General features: G+C 60.7%; 21 protein-coding genes. 11 read left to right on the forward strand and 10 right to left on the reverse strand.

Annotation, left to right across the window (positions count from 1 at the left end; all coding sequences use genetic code 11):
* Positions 1-84 precede the first annotated feature (84 nt).
* The 4 genes from AB4O35_RS24195 (at position 85) to AB4O35_RS24210 (ending at position 4,333) form a co-directional block, all read left to right on the forward strand.
* Positions 85-2,034 (forward strand): DNA topoisomerase III, encoded by a 1,950-nt coding sequence (locus AB4O35_RS24195; protein WP_065872321.1) that lies wholly within the window; start codon positions 85-87, stop codon positions 2,032-2,034.
* A 130-nt stretch (positions 2,035-2,164) separates the two neighbouring features.
* Positions 2,165-2,605, forward strand: coding sequence for a CBS domain-containing protein (locus AB4O35_RS24200; RefSeq protein ID WP_065872322.1), 441 nt, complete (start codon positions 2,165-2,167; stop codon positions 2,603-2,605).
* A gap of 8 nt (positions 2,606-2,613) precedes the next feature.
* Positions 2,614-3,459: an NAD-dependent protein deacetylase gene (locus tag AB4O35_RS24205; protein WP_065872323.1), complete on the forward strand. Its 846-nt coding sequence runs from the start codon at positions 2,614-2,616 to the stop codon at positions 3,457-3,459.
* Between the two features lie 544 nt (positions 3,460-4,003).
* Positions 4,004-4,333, forward strand: coding sequence for a hypothetical protein (locus AB4O35_RS24210; protein WP_025854475.1), 330 nt, complete (start codon positions 4,004-4,006; stop codon positions 4,331-4,333).
* Positions 4,334-4,394: 61 nt separating this feature from the next.
* Here AB4O35_RS24210 and AB4O35_RS24215 read toward each other — a convergent pair whose 3' ends face one another.
* Entirely contained in the window at positions 4,395-5,300 is a 906-nt protein-coding gene (locus tag AB4O35_RS24215) for a LysR family transcriptional regulator (protein WP_065872324.1), read from the reverse strand.
* Positions 5,301-5,433: 133 nt separating this feature from the next.
* Here AB4O35_RS24215 and AB4O35_RS24220 point away from each other — a divergent pair, with 133 nt between their 5' ends.
* Genes AB4O35_RS24220 through AB4O35_RS24230 form a run of 3 tightly spaced genes read left to right on the forward strand, consistent with a single transcriptional unit; the run spans position 5,434 to position 8,019 of the window.
* Positions 5,434-6,132 carry a CoA transferase subunit A gene (locus AB4O35_RS24220; RefSeq protein WP_010211319.1) on the forward strand — a complete coding sequence of 233 codons (699 nt, stop codon included), beginning with the start codon at positions 5,434-5,436 and terminating at the stop codon, positions 6,130-6,132.
* Between the two features lie 34 nt (positions 6,133-6,166).
* Positions 6,167-6,826: a CoA transferase subunit B gene (locus tag AB4O35_RS24225; RefSeq protein ID WP_065872325.1), complete on the forward strand. Its 660-nt coding sequence runs from the start codon at positions 6,167-6,169 to the stop codon at positions 6,824-6,826.
* A gap of 11 nt (positions 6,827-6,837) precedes the next feature.
* A complete protein-coding gene (locus AB4O35_RS24230) occupies positions 6,838-8,019 on the forward strand; it encodes an acetyl-CoA C-acetyltransferase (RefSeq protein ID WP_065872326.1) in 1,182 nt (393 codons plus the stop codon).
* 136 nt (positions 8,020-8,155) lie between these two features.
* On the opposite strand, the gene AB4O35_RS24235 is transcribed toward AB4O35_RS24230, so the two are convergent.
* Entirely contained in the window at positions 8,156-8,572 is a 417-nt protein-coding gene (locus tag AB4O35_RS24235; RefSeq protein ID WP_065872327.1) for a PaaI family thioesterase, read from the reverse strand.
* A 158-nt stretch (positions 8,573-8,730) separates the two neighbouring features.
* On the opposite strand from AB4O35_RS24235, the gene AB4O35_RS24240 reads away from it, so the two are divergent.
* The gene (locus tag AB4O35_RS24240) at positions 8,731-9,525 is read left to right on the forward strand and encodes a DUF4349 domain-containing protein (RefSeq protein ID WP_065872328.1); all 795 of its coding nucleotides are present in this window, start codon (positions 8,731-8,733) and stop codon (positions 9,523-9,525) included.
* Here the strand turns inward: AB4O35_RS24240 and AB4O35_RS24245 are convergent, their stop codons facing one another.
* Positions 9,526-10,611, reverse strand: coding sequence for a DUF1615 domain-containing protein (locus AB4O35_RS24245; protein ID WP_065872329.1), 1,086 nt, complete (start codon positions 10,609-10,611; stop codon positions 9,526-9,528). It abuts the gene before it with no gap.
* A 146-nt stretch (positions 10,612-10,757) separates the two neighbouring features.
* Here AB4O35_RS24245 and AB4O35_RS24250 point away from each other — a divergent pair, with 146 nt between their 5' ends.
* Positions 10,758-11,372: a LysE family translocator gene (locus AB4O35_RS24250; protein WP_065945945.1), complete on the forward strand. Its 615-nt coding sequence runs from the start codon at positions 10,758-10,760 to the stop codon at positions 11,370-11,372.
* A gap of 67 nt (positions 11,373-11,439) precedes the next feature.
* Here the strand turns inward: AB4O35_RS24250 and hemB are convergent, their stop codons facing one another.
* From hemB to AB4O35_RS24265, 3 genes are all read right to left on the reverse strand, one after another.
* Entirely contained in the window at positions 11,440-12,414 is a 975-nt protein-coding gene (hemB, locus tag AB4O35_RS24255) for a porphobilinogen synthase (RefSeq protein ID WP_065872331.1), read from the reverse strand.
* A gap of 114 nt (positions 12,415-12,528) precedes the next feature.
* Positions 12,529-13,371 (reverse strand): PhzF family phenazine biosynthesis protein, encoded by an 843-nt coding sequence (locus AB4O35_RS24260; RefSeq protein WP_065945946.1) that lies wholly within the window; start codon positions 13,369-13,371, stop codon positions 12,529-12,531.
* A 3-nt stretch (positions 13,372-13,374) separates the two neighbouring features.
* Positions 13,375-14,073, reverse strand: a complete 699-nt coding sequence (locus AB4O35_RS24265; RefSeq protein ID WP_065889272.1) for a glutathione S-transferase N-terminal domain-containing protein — start codon at positions 14,071-14,073, stop codon at positions 13,375-13,377.
* A 254-nt stretch (positions 14,074-14,327) separates the two neighbouring features.
* Here AB4O35_RS24265 and AB4O35_RS24270 point away from each other — a divergent pair, with 254 nt between their 5' ends.
* Positions 14,328-15,032, forward strand: coding sequence for a histidine phosphatase family protein (locus AB4O35_RS24270; RefSeq protein WP_065872334.1), 705 nt, complete (start codon positions 14,328-14,330; stop codon positions 15,030-15,032).
* A 44-nt stretch (positions 15,033-15,076) separates the two neighbouring features.
* On the forward strand, positions 15,077-16,132 hold the full coding sequence (locus tag AB4O35_RS24275; protein ID WP_065945947.1) for a permease: 1,056 nt from the start codon (positions 15,077-15,079) through the stop codon (positions 16,130-16,132).
* On the opposite strand, the gene mnmH is transcribed toward AB4O35_RS24275, so the two are convergent.
* From mnmH to AB4O35_RS24295, 4 genes are all read right to left on the reverse strand, one after another.
* On the reverse strand, positions 16,122-17,225 hold the full coding sequence (mnmH, locus tag AB4O35_RS24280; RefSeq protein WP_065872336.1) for a tRNA 2-selenouridine(34) synthase MnmH: 1,104 nt from the start codon (positions 17,223-17,225) through the stop codon (positions 16,122-16,124). The genes AB4O35_RS24275 and mnmH overlap by 11 nt on opposite strands.
* Positions 17,225-18,259 (reverse strand): selenide, water dikinase SelD, encoded by a 1,035-nt coding sequence (gene selD, locus AB4O35_RS24285; RefSeq protein WP_065872337.1) that lies wholly within the window; start codon positions 18,257-18,259, stop codon positions 17,225-17,227. Before selD ends, mnmH begins: the two co-directional genes overlap by 1 nt.
* Positions 18,260-18,353: 94 nt before the next feature.
* Entirely contained in the window at positions 18,354-19,103 is a 750-nt protein-coding gene (locus AB4O35_RS24290; RefSeq protein ID WP_065872338.1) for a TerC family protein, read from the reverse strand.
* Between the two features lie 41 nt (positions 19,104-19,144).
* The gene (locus AB4O35_RS24295; protein ID WP_049709023.1) at positions 19,145-19,396 is read right to left on the reverse strand and encodes a hypothetical protein; all 252 of its coding nucleotides are present in this window, start codon (positions 19,394-19,396) and stop codon (positions 19,145-19,147) included.
* Between the last annotated feature and the right edge of the window lie 101 nt (positions 19,397-19,497).

Here is a 19,497-nt window from a genome sequence, read left to right on the forward strand (position 1 = left end):
CTGTACATCCATACAGATAATGGTTGCCTGAACGCCGCTGACTAAGCATCCTGCACAGCATCAACCCGATCTGATGTGACGACCATGCGGCTGTACCTCTGTGAAAAACCCTCCCAGGCCAAGGATATTGCGGCCGTGCTCGGCGCCAGCCGGCGCGGCGATGGGTGCTGGCTGGGCAATGGGGTCACCGTCACCTGGTGCATCGGCCACCTTCTGGAAACCGCCCCGCCGGATGCCTACGACGCCAAGTACAAGCGCTGGGTGCTGGCCGACCTGCCGATCGTCCCGGAAAAATGGAAGATGCGGGTCAAGCCCAAGACCGCCAGCCAATTCAAGGCGGTCAAGCGTCTACTGGGGGAAGCGCAGGAGTTGGTAATTGCGACCGACGCCGACCGTGAAGGCGAGATGATTGCGCGCGAGCTGGTGGAGCATTGCCGCTATCGCGGGCCGATCCAGCGGCTGTGGCTGTCGGCGCTGGATGATGCCTCCATTCGCAAGGCCCTGGCGGCACTCAAGCCAGGCGCCGAGACGTTCAGCCTGTATCACTCGGCCTTGGGCCGCTCCCGCGCCGACTGGCTGATCGGCATGAACATGAGCCGTCTGTTCACATTGCTTGGGCGCCAGTCGGGTTATCAAGGCGTGCTGCCAGTTGGCCGCGTGCAAACACCGACCTTGCGCCTGGTGGTGGACCGCGACCGCAGCATCGCTGACTTCGTGCCGGTGGCTTATTGGGCCATCGATGTCGACCTGCACCATGAGCGCATGACCTTCACCGCCCAATGGCGCGCGGCCGAGGACGCCTGTGATGACCAGGGCCGCTGCCTCAACCCGCAACTGGCGCGGGACGCGGCTGATGCCATGCGCAATGCCGCCACCGCACGGTTGGTGAAGTTGCGTACCGAGCGCATGCGCGAAGTGGCACCCCTGCCCTTCGACCTCGGCACCCTGCAGGAAATCTGCTCCAAGAAACTCGGGCTCGGCGCGCAGGAAACCCTGGATATCGCTCAGTCGCTGTATGAAACGCACAAAGTCATCACCTATCCGCGCAGCGATTGCGGCTACCTGCCGGTGAGTCAGCACAGTGAAGCACCGAAGATCCTTGCCGCACTGGCGCGCGCCGATGCAGCGGTGAACGAGTTGATGCCGCATATCGATGCCCAGCGGCGCTCGCGGGCCTGGAACGACGCCAAGGTGAGCGCCCACCACGGCATCATTCCTACCGGCGCCGGCAAGGATGTCGGGCAACTCACCGGCAAGCATCGTGCGGTCTACACCTTTATTCGCGCACGTTACCTGGCGCAGTTTCTGCCCAACCATGAATACGATCGTACCCAGGCGGATTTTGAATGTGCCGGCCAAGCGTTGCGCGCAGTGGGCAAAGTGGTGATCGCACCGGGCTGGAAACGCGCCTTGCCCGAAGCGCTCGCGCCAGCCAAGGGGCGTGAGGCGCCAGTCCCCCAAGCGCTGCCGACATTGGTGCAGGGCCAGGATTACGCGGTGGCCAAGGTCAACCTCAAGGACTTGTGGACCCAACCGCCCAAGCCCTTTACCGAAGGCGACCTGATCAAGGCAATGAAAAACGTCGCCAAGCTGGTGGAGGACCCGCTGCTCAAGCAAAAGCTCAAGGACACTACCGGTATTGGCACCGAAGCCACCCGCGCCGGGATTATCCAGGGGCTGCTGGACCGTGGTTACCTGGTGAAGAATGGCAAGTCGCTGTCGGCTACCCCGGCGGCATTCAGCCTGATTGACGCGGTGCCACGTGCCATCGCAGATCCGGGCACCACCGCAATCTGGGAGCAGGCCCTGGATATGGTGCAAAGCGGCGAGATGAGCCTGGAGGAATTCGTCGCCAAACAAGCAGCCTGGATGAGCAAGCAAGTGGCGCGCTGCAATGGTATGCGCATGACCATCACCGGCCCGGCCAGCCCGGCGGGTCAAGGCGCCGCGCCGTGGAAAAAGAAACGCAAGAGCGCGCCACGCAAGACAACCGCCAGCCCCAAGCGAGCTAAAAAGCCGACAAATGCCGGGTAAACACTGAAAAAATCCAGCGGATGACGTTTTTCGACGGTTTTAACGCCGCTTTGGTCCTTGCTCCGGCGCGGGCCGTCTAGGATTCTGTAGGGGAGCTCGACTACCTAACAACAACACCGGAGTGGCCGCCATGAAAACCGTTGCACAACTGCTCAAAGCCAAGGACCAGAAAAACCAGGACGTCCATACCATCAAACATGACCATACCGTGTTTGAAGCACTGGTCCGGATGTCGGAGAAAAACGTCGGGGCCTTGCCGGTCGTCCAGGATGGCGCGGTGGTAGGCATCATCAGTGAACGTGATTACGCACGCAAAATCATGCTTAAGGGACTATCGTCGGTCACCACAAAAGTCCATGAGGTGATGAGCTCTCCGGTGATAACCGTCGACACCCACAAGAGCGTCGATGAATGCATGAACATCATGACCGACAGTCACCTGCGCCACTTGCCTGTAGTGGAAGAAGGCAAACTGCTGGGCCTGCTGTCCATCGGTGACTTGGTGAAAGAAGCCATTGCCGAACAGGCTGACCTGATCAAGCAGCTGGAGCAATACATCCGCGGCGAATAGGGGAACCCATGCTCGACACGCTGGAACATCAAGAGGATCACCTCGACACCCTGCACCGAGCCATGGCCGAACGGCGCTTTGTGGTGCTGACCGGTGCGGGGATCAGCACGTCGTCGGGCATCCCCGACTACCGCGACAGCGAAGGCGTGCGTCGAGGTAAAGCGCCAATGATGTATCAAGAGTTCCTTGCTACCCCGCAGGCGCGGCGCCGTTATTGGGCGCGGGCGATGCTCGGGTGGCCGAGGGTACGCATTGCGCAACCGAACAAGGCCCACCTGGCGCTGGCGACACTGCAGCATCGCGAGCGCATCAGCGGGCTGATCACACAAAACGTCGATACGCTGCATGATCAAGCCGGAAGCGATGAAGTGATCGAACTGCACGGCAGCCTGCACCGGGTGCTGTGCCTGGATTGCCTGCAGCGCAGCGAGCGTGACGTGATCCAGCACGTGATGGAAATCGAAAATCCCTACCTGGCCGGCGTCGATGCCGTGCAAGCGCCCGATGGCGACACCTTGCTGGACCCGGCGTTCGAAGAGCGCTTCCAGGTCCCCCGCTGCCCCCATTGCAACGGCGAACGCCTGAAGCCGGACGTGGTGTTTTTTGGCGAAAACGTAGCCCCGCCGACAGCGTCCAAGGCAATGGCTGCGGTGGAGCATGCGGAAGGTTTGCTGGTAGTGGGTTCGTCGCTCATGGCCTATTCGGCGTTTCGTCTGTGCAAAGCGATGGTCGAGCAAGGCAAACCGGTGATCGCCATCAACCTGGGCAAGACTCGGGGGGATGAGCTGCTGCAGGTGAAGATCGAGGCGTCCTGCGAGCGTTTGTTGCCGTTGCTGGTTGAGCGGCTAGGATAGAAAGAACGCCACAAATCAAAATGTGGGAGCTGGCTTGCCAGCTCCCACAAGGGTTCGTGTTGGATTGCCCATCGCGCCCTCACGACCCACCCCTCCAAAAAATGACGCCCAAGTCACGTTTCTCCGCATTCCCCTGCCCCCACAACAAATTATGTAGTGACCAAAAATAATCACTACATAATCGTTGACGTAACGTTTTTGTCCTTGCATTATCGAGACGTCTCCCAGATCGGGAGCGTTGGCAACAAGCGTTTTGAAAGAGCTCGTCTGACCGCCGAGCTGTTTTTTCCGGATGTGCACTGCCCACAAGGCGGATTGATGAAGCTGACCGGCCCGAGAGGATCGGTACAAGGAGCGCAAATGCTGCTTGTCTTCGTTGAGAAAGCATTGCGTAGCAGTTCATCAGCAAGACTACATGCATCAGGTTCAAGACCCTGCCCGTATTCGGCAGACAGTCGCTGACGCCCGGTATTCAAGACCGGAGACAACTAAGCAGTTTTAACGAATCAATTGATAGATCGCCAACTGGTCAAGGGGCTTATACATGAATCTGAACAACCAACCAACTATCGATGAATTGGCTGAGATGTTCGCAGCGCAAAAAGACACACTCGACGACCATATCCTGTGGATTGGCAAATCGGGCGAAGTCCAAATTGACTGCCTGGCGCCCCATACCGAAGAAGCCGAGTTCGACCGCAATAACCGTGAACTGGCGGCGCGCCTGAAGATGTACCGCCGTGGCCAAGGTTATGTGGGTAAGAAGGCTGCTGCCGATCGCAACTTTATCGAACAGGTCTTCCACACACTTAATACCGAATGGCAGAACCTCAAAGGCCAATCGCAGGTTAAAGTGATTGATAGATACTGCTGATAACACGGCCTTAAACATTTAAGCCCGCTCGTTAATTCGAGCGGGCTTTTTAATAGGTGTTTTACAACAACGCGGGTAACCGTCCCTTACCCGCCTCGTCGCAAAAGATATCAAACAGCACCTGAGCGGCCGCCGAAAGTTCATGCCCAGGCTTGGTCAGCACCCCAATCGGCCGTTCAATCACCGGATTGCTCAAGGTGATGCAATGGGCCCCCGCCTCGATCATCTGCCGCGCGCACAATGCAGGTACGGCACTGACCCCCAAACCATTCGCCACCATCTTGCCCACTGTCGCCAGTTGATGGCTCTCCAGTGCTACCGGCAACTTCATCTGCAGGGCGCCCAGGTGTTCTTCCAGCATCACCCGCACCGTCGAAGGCCGTTGCAGCGTAATGAACGGCTGCTCCAGCAGGGTTTTCCAATCGATTTCGTTGCATTGCGCCAAGACTGAGTCACCCGGCACAACCGCAATAAACCGGTCCAGGTACAGCGGCGTAAACGCCAGCGATGATCCTTCAGAGGGCTCGAATGCCACGCCCAGTTCCACTTGGCGATCGCGAACCATCTCCAGCACCTGCTCATTGATCAAGTCATGTACGGTCACATTTACCTGAGGGTAACGCGCGCGGAATATTTTCAGGATCGGCGGCAGCAAATTGCCGGCAAACGATGGCATCGCCGCCACCGTGACGCGCCCGCGCTGCAAGGTGAAGCGTTGGCGCAGTTCGTCTTCGGCGTTGTCCCAGTCGGCCATCAGTCGACGCGCCAGGGGCAACAGGGATTCGCCTTCAGGGGTCAACGCGACGTTACGCGTATTGCGGCTGAACAGACGCCCGCCCAACCCTTCTTCCAGCCCCTTGATGGTCAGGCTCAGCGCCGATTGGGAAAGATGCAGGCGCTCGCAGGCGGCGGCAAAACTCAGGCTTTGGGCCACGGCGAGAAACGCCCTCATCTGTTTAACTGTCATGACGCAACTCCAAACGGCTGGGCGACTATGCTGTTTTTTAAATCAATCAACCTTAAAAAACAACTTAACAAATCAATCCGTCGGAGCAACACTCGGTTCATTGGCTGGCCCACAAACAATAATAGAGGTGCATATGGCAGGTTTCGATAAGCGCGTGGCGTCCTACGAGGAAGCACTGGCAGGCCTGGAAGACGGCATGACCGTCCTCTCCGGCGGTTTTGGCCTGTGTGGCATTCCGGAAAACCTCATCGCCGAGATCAAGCGCAAAGGCACCCGCGACCTGACCGTGGTTTCGAATAACTGCGGCGTCGACGGTTTTGGCCTGGGCGTGCTGCTGGAAGAAAAGCAGATCAGCAAAGTGATCGCGTCCTACGTCGGTGAAAACGCCCTGTTCGAGAAGCAATTACTCAGCGGCGAAATCGAAGTGGTGCTGACCCCCCAAGGCACCCTGGCCGAGAAAATGCGCGCCGGCGGCGCCGGCATCCCAGCCTTCTTTACCGCAACCGGCGTCGGCACCCCGGTTGCCGAAGGCAAGGAAACCCGCGAGTTCAACGGTCGCCCGTACCTGATGGAAGAATCCATCACCGGTGACTTTGCCATCGTCAAAGGCTGGAAAGCCGACCACTTCGGCAACGTCATCTACCGCCACACCGCCCAGAACTTCAACCCGCTGGCCGCCACTGCGGGCAAGATCACCGTGGTCGAAGTCGAGGAAATCGTCGAACCGGGCGAGCTGGACCCGGCGCAGATCCACACCCCTGGCATCTACGTCGACCGGATCATCTGCGGCACGTTCGAGAAGCGCATTGAACAGCGCACCGTGCGCAAATAATCCGCCTCCAGCCCGAACAATAAGGACTCATAAAATGGCTCTTACCCGCGAACAAATGGCTCAACGCGTCGCCCGCGAAATGCAGGACGGTTTCTACGTCAACCTTGGCATCGGCATTCCGACCCTGGTGGCCAACTACATCCCCGAAGGCATGGAAGTGATGCTGCAATCGGAAAACGGCCTGCTCGGCATGGGCCCGTTTCCGACCGAAGACACTATTGATGCCGACATGATCAACGCCGGCAAGCAAACCGTCACCGCACGCATCGGTGCGTCGATCTTCTCCTCCGCCGAGTCCTTCGCGATGATTCGCGGCGGCCACGTCGACCTCACTGTGCTCGGCGCGTTTGAAGTGGACGTACAGGGCAACATCGCCTCGTGGATGATCCCCGGCAAGCTGGTCAAAGGCATGGGCGGCGCCATGGACCTGGTGGCCGGTGCAGAAAACATCATCGTGATCATGACCCACGCGTCCAAGGACGGTGAGTCCAAGCTGCTCAGCCAGTGCAGCCTGCCGCTGACCGGTGCGAACTGCATAAAGCGTGTGCTGACTGACCTGGCGTACCTGGAAATCGAAAATGGCGCTTTTGTCCTCAAGGAACGCGCACCTGGCGTCAGCGTTGAAGAGATTGTGAGCAAGACCGCCGGTAAACTGATCGTCCCGGACCACGTTCCAGAAATGCACTTCCAGTGAGGACAGATCCCATGCAAGACGTCGTGATTGTTGCTGCCACCCGCACCGCCGTGGGCAGCTTCCAGGGTTCGCTGGCCAATATCCCGGCACCTGAACTGGGCGCCGCCGTGATTCGTCGTTTATTGGAACAGACCGGCTTGGACCCGGCCGAAGTGGATGAGGTGATCCTCGGCCAGGTGCTGACCGCTGGCAGCGGCCAGAACCCGGCGCGCCAGGCCTCGATCCTCGCCGGCCTGCCCCATGCGGTGCCAAGCCTGACCTTGAACAAGGTCTGCGGCTCTGGCCTCAAGGCCCTGCACCTGGGCGCCCAAGCCATCCGTTGCGGTGACGCCGAGGTCATCATTGCCGGCGGCATGGAGAACATGAGTTTGGCCCCGTACGTACTGCCTGCCGCGCGCACTGGTTTGCGCATGGGCCATGCCAAGATGATCGATAGCATGATCACCGACGGCCTGTGGGATGCGTTCAACGACTACCACATGGGCATTACCGCCGAGAATCTGGTCGATAAGTACGGCATCAGCCGTGAAGCCCAGGATGCGTTCGCCGCCGCCTCCCAGCAGAAAGCGACTGCTGCGATCGAAGCCGGCCGCTTTGTGGAGGAGATCACCCCGATCCTGATTCCCCAGCGCAAAGGCGACCCGGTAGCCTTCGCCGTAGACGAACAGCCGCGCGCCGGCACCACCGCCGAGTCCCTGGCCAAGCTCAAACCTGCTTTCAAGAAAGACGGCAGCGTCACCGCCGGCAACGCGTCCAGCCTGAATGATGGCGCCGCTGCGGTGCTGCTGATGAGTGCCGACAAGGCCCGCACCCTCGGCCTTCCGGTCTTGGCGCGCATCGCCAGCTACGCCAACGCCGGCGTCGACCCGGCCATCATGGGCATCGGCCCAGTCTCGGCCACCCGCCGCTGCCTGGACAAAGCCGGTTGGAGCCTGGGCGACCTGGACCTGATCGAAGCCAACGAAGCCTTCGCCGCGCAATCCCTGGCGGTAGGCAAAGAGCTGGAATGGGACGCCAACAAGGTCAACGTCAACGGCGGCGCCATCGCCATCGGCCATCCGATTGGTGCCTCAGGTTGCCGCGTGCTGGTGACCCTGCTGCATGAAATGATCAAACGCGACGCCAAGAAAGGCCTGGCAACGCTGTGCATCGGCGGCGGCCAGGGCGTGGCCCTCGCTCTCGAACGCAGCTGATTGTAGTGAGCGGGCTTGTCCCGCGCTGGGCTGCGAAGCGGCCCCAAAACCTGACGCCGCGCTTTACTTGAAAAACGCGGCGGCCCTATTGGGGCTGCTTCGCACCCCAGCGCGGGACAAGCCCGCTCACTACAGGTCAGTCAGAACGCGGCACCGCAAACACAGCACTCGCCCGCGCCACCACCTTCTCCCCCACCTGCAGGCTCACCGTAGCAAACGCCATCTGCCGCCCGCGTTTGTGATGCTCCAAGCGCACCACAATCCACTCCCCCACCTGCACCGCCCCCAGGTAATCCATGGTCATGCTCGCGGTAATCAGCGGCAGTGGCGGCTCACTGGAAAACGCCATCGCGTAGCCCATGCCGACATCCGCCAGGGTCGCCAGCACGCCGCCGTGCACCGTGCCGCGCCCATTGGCGTGGCGATTGTCGGCACGCAGGGCGATTTCCAGGTGCACGCCCTCACCCCGGCAATACGCCGGGCCAAGCAGATCAAGCAAAGGGCTGCTGCGGGGCAGCGAAACGAAACCTTCGGGCACGGCGTGGGCGATCATGGCGCTCTCTTCCTTGAAGTGAAGAGTGAGATGTACGCCACGCCACACGCAGCGGCCATTACCATCAACCACGCAAATCCCCCACGATGCTTTGCGTTAATCCACCAGACCCGCTTTAATCGCCGTCAAATTCCCCCGCACCCCCGCAAGGAACAGCAATGCGCCATCTGGACGGCAAGCCCCATCCGCTTCGCACCGGCTTAATGATCTTGATCACCGGCCTGGCCCTGGTCGGCTGCTCGCCCAAGGACCACAACCGCGCCACGGTGATCAACGGCGAAAAAGGCCGCGCCGGCGCACAATTGGCCTACGAGCACGAGCTGAGCCTGGCCCTGCCCGGCGCCCTGCTCGCGCCGCGCATGCAGGCGACACGCGAGGCCTGCGAAACAGCACGCTTTGGCGCGTGCAATATCCTGGGCATCACCGAAGACGGCAACGGTGGCCAGATCATCCTGCGTATCGCGCCGACGGGCGTGGAGCCGATGGTCGCGATGGCCGCTGAAGGCGGCAAACTCGGCCAACGCATCACCACCGCCGAGGACCTGGCCGATGCGGTCGCCGACGTACGCCGCCGCCAGGACCGCCTGCTGGCCCAGCAACAACGCCTGGATGAATTGGCCAAACGCAAGGACATCACGGTCAGTGACCTGATCGCCCTGAGCAAGGAACAGGCGGGTATAGAGAACGAATTGCAGGAGCTCGCCCAAGTCGCTGCCGGCCAGCAACGCCGTCTCGACACCAACCGCGTGACCCTGAACTTCCGTTCCTCTGACGGCGCGAACCAGCCGTCACGGTTCAGTCGGATGTTCAGCAACCTGGGGGACAATATGGTCGAGGGCACTGCCGACGCCCTGGAACGCTCAAGCTATGTGCTGCCGTTCGTGATCCTGGCGTTCCCAGTGGTGTGGTTGTGGGTGTGGCTGTGGCGCCGCTTTGTCAAACGCCGCACCTGATCAGCGCTTCATGCAACGCTGATACCGCTCATCCACCCGCTTGGCAAACCACGCCGTCGTCAGGTTGCGGGTGATCTTGGGACTCTTGAGCACGATGCCCGGCAGGATCGCCCGTGGCATCGGCTTGCCAGCGGCTTTGTCCGCCAGTGCAAACACGCGTTTGTAGAGGGTGGTCTCTTCAAAATCCAGTTGCTCACCCTGCTCCAGCTGGCTGCGGATGCTCGGGTTGCGCATATCCAGCTTCGCCCCCAAGGAACGCACTGCCAGCTCGGTGGTGCCGGGCAGCAATGAACCGTACCGAATCAAATCCCCATCCAGCGCCAACTCGGTGCCCGAGGCACGGCTGACGGCGGCCTGGAACGCGGCGTTGCGGCTGGCGTACCAACCGGCATTGAAGTCGGCGAAGCGGTACAGAGGCTGGTCATAGTTCACCGGGTAACCCAGCAAATGCGCGATACCGAAGTACATGCCGCCACGGCGGGTGAAGACTTCGCGGCGAATGGTGCCGTCCACCGTGTAGGGATAACCCCGTGCCTGTTTCTGTGCAAAGTCGATGCTGACCTGCATCGGGCCTGCGGTATGCACCGGGTTGAAACCACCGAATAACGTGTTGCCCAGGGGCACCATGCTGATGAAGTCATCAAAGATGCCGCTCAGGTCCCTCTCCGTGCGTGCGGCGTTCAGGCGATCGGCGTAAGTCCTGCCTGTGGGCGAGCGCAATTGCAGTGCGCTGCGTACGACAAAGGCTGGCACATGGACCTTACCGGCACGCCGCAGGATTTCATCCTGGGCGATCTTGCCCATGTTTGGCACGGGCGGGTCGACTTGGTAAGTGGATTCCTGTTCGGTCACCGCCAGCACGGCGCAGATATTTTCCGTACTGGGGTAGATTTTCTGGGTGTCGAAGGCGGTGTAGATGTCCTGGGCCCAACCGTTGCGGTCCGAGACGTTAGCCGGCAGCAGGCGCACGATCTGCGCCTTCACCTCGGCCTCGCTGCGCTCCGGCTGTTGCGGGTTGCGTGTTGTAGAGCAACCGGCCAGCACCAACAAAGTGGCAAGGCACAGGATCAGGCGGCTTGAATACATGGGGTTTCCTTGGATGACGGCGGGCCGGGCGCTGCAGATATCGACCGGTAAGTCTAACCAGGGTTCGCCGGCCTGGCGTGCTCGCCAGTCAATCACAAACGTGACAGGATCTGTCATCGACCATTCGTACACGGAGTTTGAATGCCATGCTCAGCCTGAACTTCCTCATCACCTGCCTGATCGTCGTGCTGATTCCCGGTACCGGCGTGATTTTTACCGTGTCCACAGGCCTCACCGCCGGCAAGCGCGCCACTGTGTTCGCCGCGCTGGGCTGTACCGCCGGGATCATTCCACACTTACTGGCGTCGATTCTTGGTCTGTCCGCCCTATTGCACACCAGTGCATTAGCGTTCGATATGCTGAAGTACGCAGGCGTCGCCTACCTGTTGTACGTGGCATACGCCACCTGGCGGGATCGCTCGGCATTTGCGGTCAGCGAAACCCCTGCGCTTTCAAGTGCACGGACCCTGATGTTGCGCGGCCTGTTGATGAACATTCTCAACCCGAAGCTGACCATTTTCTTCCTGGCCTTCCTGCCCCAGTTCGTCACGCCAGGCAGCACGGCCCCTGCCCTGCAAATGCTGGTGCTGAGCGCTGTATTCATGGCAATGACGTTTGCGGTGTTCGTGATGTATGGCTTGCTGGCCAATGTGTTTCGCCGCGCAGTGATCGAGTCGCCACGGGTGCAGAACTGGCTGCGCCGCAGTTTTGCGGCGGCCTTTGCGGGGTTGGGCTTGAACCTGGCGTTTGCGCAACGCTGATAAACACTGCAATCAAATAATGTGGGAACGGGCAAGCCCGCTCCTACATTTAGACTTGCGGTGTTTTCTAGATCCCGGCCAGTGCCAGGTCCATCGCGAAGTAGGTGAAGATCAAGTCCGCGCCCGCGCGCTTGATCGAGCCCAAGGTCTCACGCACCACACGGTCCTCATCAATCGCACCGGCCTGGGCGCCGAACTTGATCATCGCGTACTCGCCACTGACCTGATACGCCGCCACCGGCAAACGCGAGGCTTCGCGGATATCACGGATGATGTCGAGGTAGGCACCGGCCGGCTTCACCATCAGCGCATCGGCACCTTCCTGTTCGTCCAGCAGCGATTCGCGCACGGCTTCGCGGCGGTTCATTGGGTTCATCTGGTAGCTTTTGCGGTCACCCTTGAGCGCGCTGCCGCCGGCTTCGCGGAACGGGCCGTAGAGGGCCGAGGCGAATTTGGTGGAGTAAGCCATGATCGGGATGTGGGTGAAACCGGCGTCGTCCAAGGCGTGGCGGATGGCCTGGACCTGACCGTCCATCGCTGCCGAAGGGGCGATCACATCAGCGCCCGCACGGGCAGCGGCCACGGCTTGCTTGCCGAGGTTGACCAGCGTCGCGTCATTGTCGACATGCGCACCGTGCATCACGCCGCAGTGGCCATGGTCGGTGTATTCACAGAAGCACGTGTCGGACATCACGATCATTTCCGGCACCGCGTCCTTGATGATCGAGGACATGCGCGAAACCAGGCCGCGTTCTTTCCAGGTGTCGCTGCCGTTGGCGTCCAAGTGGTGGGACACGCCAAAGGTCATCACCGACTTGATGCCGGCACGCGCATAGCGCTCGATTTCACCGGCGAGTTTTTTCTCGGGGATGCGTAACACGCCCGGCATGCTGGTGATGGGCACGAAGTCGTCGATTTCTTCTTCGACGAAAATCGGCAGCACCAAGTCGTTGAGGGTGAACTCGCTTTCCTGGAACAAGCCACGCAGCTCCGGGGAGCGGCGCAGGCGGCGTGGACGGGCTTGGGGGAACTGGCTGGTCATGGCAATCCTGGATAAAGGTCAACACTTTGGGGCGAAGCTTATGCCCCCCGGCCCCGGCAACACAAACCCGGAGGGCCCAATAGTGTATTGCGAGGGCCGTAACAATTTATTGATCTAGAGCTGTAGGCGCCCTTCGATACACACCGCCACAGCACCACCCACCCAGATTTCCTCGCCCTGGCGTTCAATGCGAATACGCCCCGCACGCCCCAACGCAGTGCCCTGGCTGACCACATAGCGCTCAGGCGACAGGCCTTCGGCCAGCAGCCATTGCGCGACACCGGCATTCAGACTGCCGGTGGCCGGATCTTCCTGGGCGCCGTCGCCTGCGACAAAGGCACGCACTTCAAATTGCGCGTCGACGTCGTCGCGAGCAGGGTCGCAGGGGGCAATCACGCCCACGGCCAACCCCAGCAGTTGCGAATAATCCGGCTGCAACGCCAGGACCTGCTCACGGCTGGGCAACATGACCGCGAGCCAACCGGCGCCGTTATCGACCCACTGGCTGCGCACAATGGCGCCCTGTGCCAGGCCCAACCCCAGGCGCACACGCTCCAACAACGGCGCGTCCACGGCACCTGAGCGCAACAACGGCGGCGCGATAAAGGCCAACTCATCACCTTGGTGACGGATACGCACCAGGCCGATTTCGCACTCCTGGACAATCTCCGCGCCTCGTGGCACGCCGCCAGCCTGTAACCAGGCATGGCAACTGCCCAACGTCGGGTGCCCGGCAAAAGGCAGCTCCTTCAAGGTGGTGAAAATTCGCACCCGGTAGTCCGCCTGGGGATCGCGGGGTGTCAGCAAAAATGTGGTTTCACTGAGGTTGGTCCACCGAGCGAAGTCGGCCATCTGTTGGTCGGTCAGGCTGTCAGCGCCCAATACCACCGCGAGCGGGTTGCCTTTGAGCGGTACGCTGCTGAACACATCCAGTTGTTTGAAATCGAAAGTCGGCATGCTTCAGCTCGGTATGTTGAGACCACGGATCACCGCCGGCCGGGCCACAAAGCCATCCAGCGCGCGCAGTACATTGGGGAAGTCGGCGATGCCAACCAGGTCGCCGGACTCATAAAACCCGATGAGGTTGCGCACCCAGGGGAACGTGGCGATGTCGGCGATGCTGTACTCGTCGCCCATGACCCAGGTACGGCCCAGCAGGCGTTTTTCCAGCACATCCAGCAGGCGTCTGGACTCGGCGGCGTAACGGTCACGAGGGCGTTTGTCTTCGTAAGCCTTGCCGGCGAATTTATTGAAGAAACCCAGTTGGCCAAACATTGGGCCGATACCGCCCACCTGGAACATCAGCCATTGAATAGTTTCATAACGTGTCGCCGGATCTTCGGAGAGCAACTGGCTGGTTTTTTCCGCCAGGTAGATCAGGATCGCACCCGACTCAAACAGCGCCAGAGGCTGACCGGCCGGGCCGTTGGGGTCGATGATCGCGGGGATCTTGTTGTTGGGATTCAGGGACAGGAACTCGGGGGACAACTGGTCCTGGGTCTCGAAACTGACCTTGTGCGCCTCGTAGGGCAGCCCCAATTCCTCGAGCATGATCGAGACTTTTACCCCATTGGGCGTAGGCAGCGAGTACAGTTGCAAGCGCTCTGGATGCTGAGCGGGCCATTTGCGGTTGATCGGAAAGGCGGCGAGCGGGTTCATCGGGTTCTTCCCCTTGCAGAAAGCCCCCATGATAGACACCTACCCGGTGTCCTGCATGGGTCATCAATGCGCAACATCTGCTGGCTATTATCCCGCATGGGCGAACCAATACGCCCGCGTGCACTCTTAAGTGCGCGCTTACGGTGAATGGAGGCACCTGGCTATATCGACAAGGAATCCCCCACAAGGCGCCCACGGCGTCATTGGGGCCAGGCTTGTCCGCCTTAACGTGACGCACGAAGACTCGAACTATAATGACGATCAAGCCTCTGCGCCTTATGCAACAACTCAAACGCTACTCCTTCACCGTATTACCGATGCTGCTGGTCAGCGGCGCTCTGGTCGCGGCCCTCGATGCCCGCGAAAGCCGCGCCCAACCGGTGGATGGCGTGCAAACCCTGGTGTTCCTGCGCCACGCCGAAAAACCCGCCGGCGGCCTGGGCCAACTCAATTGCCAGGGCCTGAACCGGGCAATGAACCTGGCCACCCTGTTGCCGGAAAAATTCGGCAATGCCGACTTTGTGTTTGCCGCCAACCCGACGCGCAACGTCGAGGAAGGCGAGCAAGACAACTCCTACAGCTACATCCGCCCGCTGATGACCATCAGCCCCAGTGCAATCAAGCTCGGCCTGCCGGTCAATATCAACTTCTCGGCGAATGACACCAGTGACCTGGCCGATGAGTTGGTAGAAGACAAGTATCACAACGCCACGATCTACACGGCCTGGTCCCACGGCTACCTGCCGGAGTTGATCAACAAGGTGGCGAGTGAAGCTTCCGGCGAAAAACACACCATCACCGACGACTGGTCCGGCAGTGACTACGACACCTTGTATGTACTGACGCTGACCTGGCACAACGGCAAGGCCTCGCTGCTCAGTCGCAACTACAAGCAGGGCTTGAACCACGGTGAAGAATCCTGCCCGCCGTCGACGCAGGTGAGTGCCGATAACAGCTGACAGCGTATGATGCGCCGCTACTGACTCACCTGCGGATCATCACCATGCCTCATCTTTCCCCTACCCAGCCCGCCCGGGGTTGGTCCTTCTGGTACAAGCCTGCGCTGTTTCTGCTGGTGGCCTGCGTCGGCCTCTACTACGTTAAATGGTCGCCCTACTACCTCAAGGCGTTTGTCGCGGCGGATAACCACAGCATCGGCGCCTCGATTCTCAACGATCAACAAAGCTCGCCACTGGCGTCCGCGCTGGCCTATGCCCAGGTTTACTTCCTGGCAATCTGGAAAGCCGCCGTGCTGGCGGTGATCCTCGGCTCATTGCTGCAAGTGCTGATCCCCCGCGATTGGCTGCTGCGTCTGTTCGGTCGCGCCGGGCTGGGTTCGACCTTGCGCGGCGGGCTGTTCGCCTTGCCGGGGATGATGTGCAGTTGCTGCGCGGCCCCGGTGGCCGCGGGCATGCGACGCCAGCAGGTGTCGGTAGGTGCGGCGCTGGCCTTCTGGATCGCCAACCCGGTGCTGAACCCGGCGACCCTGGTGTTCATGGGCTTTGTGTTGGGTTGGGGCTTTACCGCGTTGCGGCTGGTGGCGGGTATCGTGCTGGTGGTGGGCGTGTCGCTGGTAGCGCAACGCATTGCGCGCCCGGAGCAGGTGCCGGACTTGGCACTGGGCGCCGTGGCCGAGGCCAGCGTGGTTGAATCGCAACCCTTCTTCAGCCGATGGTTGCGCACGCTGTGGCAATTGTTCTGGAGCACAATCCCGGTGTATATCCTGGCGGTGCTGGTGCTCGGCGCAGCGCGGGTGTGGTTGTTCCCCCATGTGGACGGCGCCATGGCCAACAGCCTGGTATGGCTGGTGCCCCTGGCGATTGTCGGCACGCTGTTCGTAATTCCTACAGCAGCAGAGATCCCCATCGTACAAACAATGATGGCCCTGGGCATGGGCACCGGCCCGGCCGTGGCGCTGCTGATGACCCTGCCGAGCGTGAGCCTGCCGTCACTGCTGATGCTGCGCAAGGATTTCGACGCGCGGGTGCTGGTGACGGTGGCCGGGCTGACCATGCTGGTGGGCGTGGTGTGTGGGCTGATCGGGGCGCTTATCTTGTGATCAGGGCGCGCTCGCGCAAATACGCCACGACGGCGTCCTGATCCCCGGCGAACTCGATGCGTGCGCCTTTGCTTTCCCGCTGGAAGGCGTACATCGGGTCGTAATATTCGCGCAATAAGCCTTCGATCCAACCGCGATGCAGGTCCACCGAACCACTGCGCGCCTGTTCCGCCAGGGCGTGCTGCAAAAGTACCTGCAACCGTTGGAACCGCTCGCCCCCCAGGCGCTTGTGGATATTGGCGAGGCTCTGGGTCAGGCGTTCGGCAAACAACGCCTGGCCCCGCTCGCCGAACACTGCGATGAATTCGGCGCACAGGTCGACCACGTAATCGCGCAGGATCCGTTCGACCCGTCCTTCGACGCTGTCTTGCAGCCACACCATCGGGAATGTCTGCATGCCCTTGTGCAACGGCAAGGGCAACGCACAACTGCCGATCATGCGGCTCTCGTCCTCGACCACAAACTGCTCGATACCTGCCGCACGTTTTTTCAACACGTCCACGGCCAGGCGGTTTTCGAAATCGATGTTGGACGGTTGCGCCGTGGCCCGTTTGCCGAAGCTTGAGCCGCGGTGGTTGGCGTGGCCTTCCAGGTCCAGGGCGTTGCGCAACTGGCCCAGGACTTCGGTCTTGCCGGTGCCGGTCATGCCGCCCAGCAGCACGAAATCACACTGCGCGGTGGCCTGTTCGACCGTCTCCAAAAGAAAGCTACGCATGGCCTTGTAGCCGCCGCCGACGCGCGGATACTCGATACCGGCTTCGGTTTTCAGCCATTGCTGCACGATCTGCGAGCGCAGCCCGCCACGAAAGCAGTACAGGTACCCATCGGGATTGGCCTGGGCGAACCGTGCCCATTGTTCGATGCGTTCGGCCTTGATCGCCCCGGACACCAATGCGTGGCCCAGCACAATTGCCGCCTGCTGACCCTGCTGCTTGTAGCAGGTGCCGACCTGCTGGCGCTCGTCGTCGGTCATCAACGGCAGGTTGATCACGCCAGGGAATGCCCCCTTGGCGAATTCGACCGGCGCGCGGGTGTCCATCATCGGCCGGTCACTCAGAAAGATGTCGCGGTAGTCGGTGATATCCATTGCCATCAGAACACCTCTACCGCGTGGGTCTGTCGCTCAACCAATTCGCCGATCGGCTCAAGGTTCAAGCCCAGTTCGGCAGCTACCGTGTGAAATTCGGCATCGCCTTGCGGGGTCACGGCAATCAACAGCCCCCCACTGGTCTGTGGGTCGCACAGCACTCGCTTGTGCAATTCCTGCAGGCGCCCGAGCTTGCTTGAATAGCTGTCAAAGTTGCGCAAGGTGCCACCGGGCATGCAGCCCTGGTCGAGGTAGTCCTCGATCCCCGGCAGGCGTGGGACTTTGTTGTATTCGATACGGGCAGTCACGCCACTGCCGTCAGCCATTTCCACCAAATGACCTAAAAGACCGAAACCGGTGACATCGGTCATGGCGGTGACACCCGCCAATTTACCGAAACGGCTACCCGGCTTATTGAGGGTGCACATCCAGTCGCGGGCCAGGCCGATGTCCGCCTCGCGCAGCTTGCCCTTTTTTTCGGCGGTGGTGAGGATGCCGATGCCCAGGGGCTTGGTCAGGTACAACCGGCAACCCGCGGTGGCGGTGTCATTGCGCTTCATATGGCGCTTTTGCACGATGCCGGTCACGGCCAGCCCGAAGATCGGTTCCGGGGCATCGATGGAGTGGCCGCCGGCCAGGGGAATGCCGGCTTCGTCGCACACGGAACGGCCACCCCGGATCACTTCCCGGGCAACTTCCGGCGCCAGGACATTGACCGGCCAGCCGAGGATCGCGATGGCCATCAATGGGTCGCCGCCCATGGCATAGATGTCGCTGATCGCATTGGTGGCGGCGATGCGGCCGAAGTCGAAAGGATCATCGACAATCGGCATGAAAAAATCAGTGGTGGAGACCACGCCGCGCTCGTCGTCGATGGCGTACACCGCTGCGTCGTCCCGGGAGGCGTTGCCCACCCACAGGTTGGGGTCGAGGTTCTGTGCGCCGCTGCCGGCGAGGATCACTTCCAGGACCTGCGGCGAAATCTTGCAGCCACACCCTGCGCCGTGGCTGTACTGGGTAAGGCGAATCGGCTCGTTCATGGTGGACCTCACGCTATCAAGTGCGCGGATTCTAACAGACAGCAAAAAGCCGGCTGGGCTCTTGTGAGCACAGCCGGCCTTTACGTGTCAGCCGTTATTGCCGCGCGGCGAGCAGGCGCTTGTGGCGGTTGCGTCGGGCGATGTTCAAGCACTCGATTGCCGCCGAGAACGCCATGGCCGCGTACACGTAGCCTTTAGGCACATGGGCACCGAAGCCTTCGGCGATCAACGTCATACCGATCATGATCAGGAAGCCCAGGGCCAACATCACCACGGTCGGGTTGTCATTGATGAACTTGGCCAACGGCTCGGCCGCCACCAGCATCACGATCACCGAGGTCACCACGGCAATGATCATGATCGGCAAGTGCTCGGTCATGCCCACGGCGGTGATGATGCTGTCGATGGAGAACACCAGGTCAAGCAACAGGATCTGCCCGATGGCCGCGGCGAAACCGATGGCTACCGTATTGCCGACGCTGGCCTTCTCTTCTGGCTCGGGGTCCATGCTGTGGTGGATCTCGGTGGTCGCCTTCCACACCAGGAACAGGCCACCGGCGATCAGGATCATGTCCTTCCACGAGAAACCCTGGCCGAGTACTTCGAATACCGGCGTGGTCAGTTGCACGATAAACGCGATGGTGCTCAACAAGCCCAGGCGCAATATCAACGCCATGCTGATACCAATGCGCCGTGCCTTGGCCCGATGCTTCTCCGGCAGCTTGTTGGTGAGGATCGAGATAAAGATCAGGTTATCGATGCCGAGCACGATTTCCATGACGATCAAGGTGGCCAGGGCAACCCAGGCGGTGGGGCTGGCAGCCAGCTGTAACAGGTAATCCATAGGTCAGTCCTGACGTTGTGCGGGAAATTAAGTGCGGGAAGTTAGGCTTCTTTACTGTTCGATTCTGATTCTTTCTCTTGCTGATCATCCTTCTTCTGCGGGGTGATCAGGCCGTTTGTCGCTTCACTCAATGCCTGTTCGGCGGCTTTGTGGGTGTCATCGATCGCTTGCTTGGCCGACTCGGTAGCCTTGCCCAACACTTGCTGTGCGCTTTTTTCGACCTGATCACACCCACTGATCACTACCAATGAAAGCGCAAGCAACGATGCCGCGCCCAGAGAATTGAGTTTCATGATGTATTCCTCGTTAGAACCATTGGGTCCAAATAGTGGCCCCGCGATAGCGAGGCATTCTATGCAGGAGAACAGTTCAGGAAAATTCGTATTTTTCTCGA

This window comes from Pseudomonas sp. H1_A03 (assembly GCF_054685145.1).

Coding starts and splice junctions, on each gene's coding strand:
- AB4O35_RS24215 (WP_065872324.1), bottom strand. CDS start 5,300: ATGACAGTTAAACAGATGAGGGCGTTTCTCGCCGTGGCCCAAAGCCTG.
- AB4O35_RS24220 (WP_010211319.1), top strand. CDS start 5,434: ATGGCAGGTTTCGATAAGCGCGTGGCGTCCTACGAGGAAGCACTGGCA.
- AB4O35_RS24225 (WP_065872325.1), top strand. CDS start 6,167: ATGGCTCTTACCCGCGAACAAATGGCTCAACGCGTCGCCCGCGAAATG.
- hemB (WP_065872331.1), bottom strand. CDS start 12,414: ATGACCAGCCAGTTCCCCCAAGCCCGTCCACGCCGCCTGCGCCGCTCC.
- AB4O35_RS24290 (WP_065872338.1), bottom strand. CDS start 19,103: ATGGATTACCTGTTACAGCTGGCTGCCAGCCCCACCGCCTGGGTTGCC.
- AB4O35_RS24205 (WP_065872323.1), top strand. CDS start 2,614: ATGCTCGACACGCTGGAACATCAAGAGGATCACCTCGACACCCTGCAC.
- AB4O35_RS24250 (WP_065945945.1), top strand. CDS start 10,758: ATGCTCAGCCTGAACTTCCTCATCACCTGCCTGATCGTCGTGCTGATT.
- AB4O35_RS24195 (WP_065872321.1), top strand. CDS start 85: ATGCGGCTGTACCTCTGTGAAAAACCCTCCCAGGCCAAGGATATTGCG.
- AB4O35_RS24235 (WP_065872327.1), bottom strand. CDS start 8,572: ATGATCGCCCACGCCGTGCCCGAAGGTTTCGTTTCGCTGCCCCGCAGC.
- AB4O35_RS24210 (WP_025854475.1), top strand. CDS start 4,004: ATGAATCTGAACAACCAACCAACTATCGATGAATTGGCTGAGATGTTC.
- AB4O35_RS24265 (WP_065889272.1), bottom strand. CDS start 14,073: ATGAACCCGCTCGCCGCCTTTCCGATCAACCGCAAATGGCCCGCTCAG.
- mnmH (WP_065872336.1), bottom strand. CDS start 17,225: ATGGCAATGGATATCACCGACTACCGCGACATCTTTCTGAGTGACCGG.
- AB4O35_RS24245 (WP_065872329.1), bottom strand. CDS start 10,611: ATGTATTCAAGCCGCCTGATCCTGTGCCTTGCCACTTTGTTGGTGCTG.
- selD (WP_065872337.1), bottom strand. CDS start 18,259: ATGAACGAGCCGATTCGCCTTACCCAGTACAGCCACGGCGCAGGGTGT.
- AB4O35_RS24230 (WP_065872326.1), top strand. CDS start 6,838: ATGCAAGACGTCGTGATTGTTGCTGCCACCCGCACCGCCGTGGGCAGC.
- AB4O35_RS24260 (WP_065945946.1), bottom strand. CDS start 13,371: ATGCCGACTTTCGATTTCAAACAACTGGATGTGTTCAGCAGCGTACCG.
- AB4O35_RS24270 (WP_065872334.1), top strand. CDS start 14,328: ATGACGATCAAGCCTCTGCGCCTTATGCAACAACTCAAACGCTACTCC.
- AB4O35_RS24200 (WP_065872322.1), top strand. CDS start 2,165: ATGAAAACCGTTGCACAACTGCTCAAAGCCAAGGACCAGAAAAACCAG.
- AB4O35_RS24240 (WP_065872328.1), top strand. CDS start 8,731: ATGCGCCATCTGGACGGCAAGCCCCATCCGCTTCGCACCGGCTTAATG.
- AB4O35_RS24295 (WP_049709023.1), bottom strand. CDS start 19,396: ATGAAACTCAATTCTCTGGGCGCGGCATCGTTGCTTGCGCTTTCATTG.
- AB4O35_RS24275 (WP_065945947.1), top strand. CDS start 15,077: ATGCCTCATCTTTCCCCTACCCAGCCCGCCCGGGGTTGGTCCTTCTGG.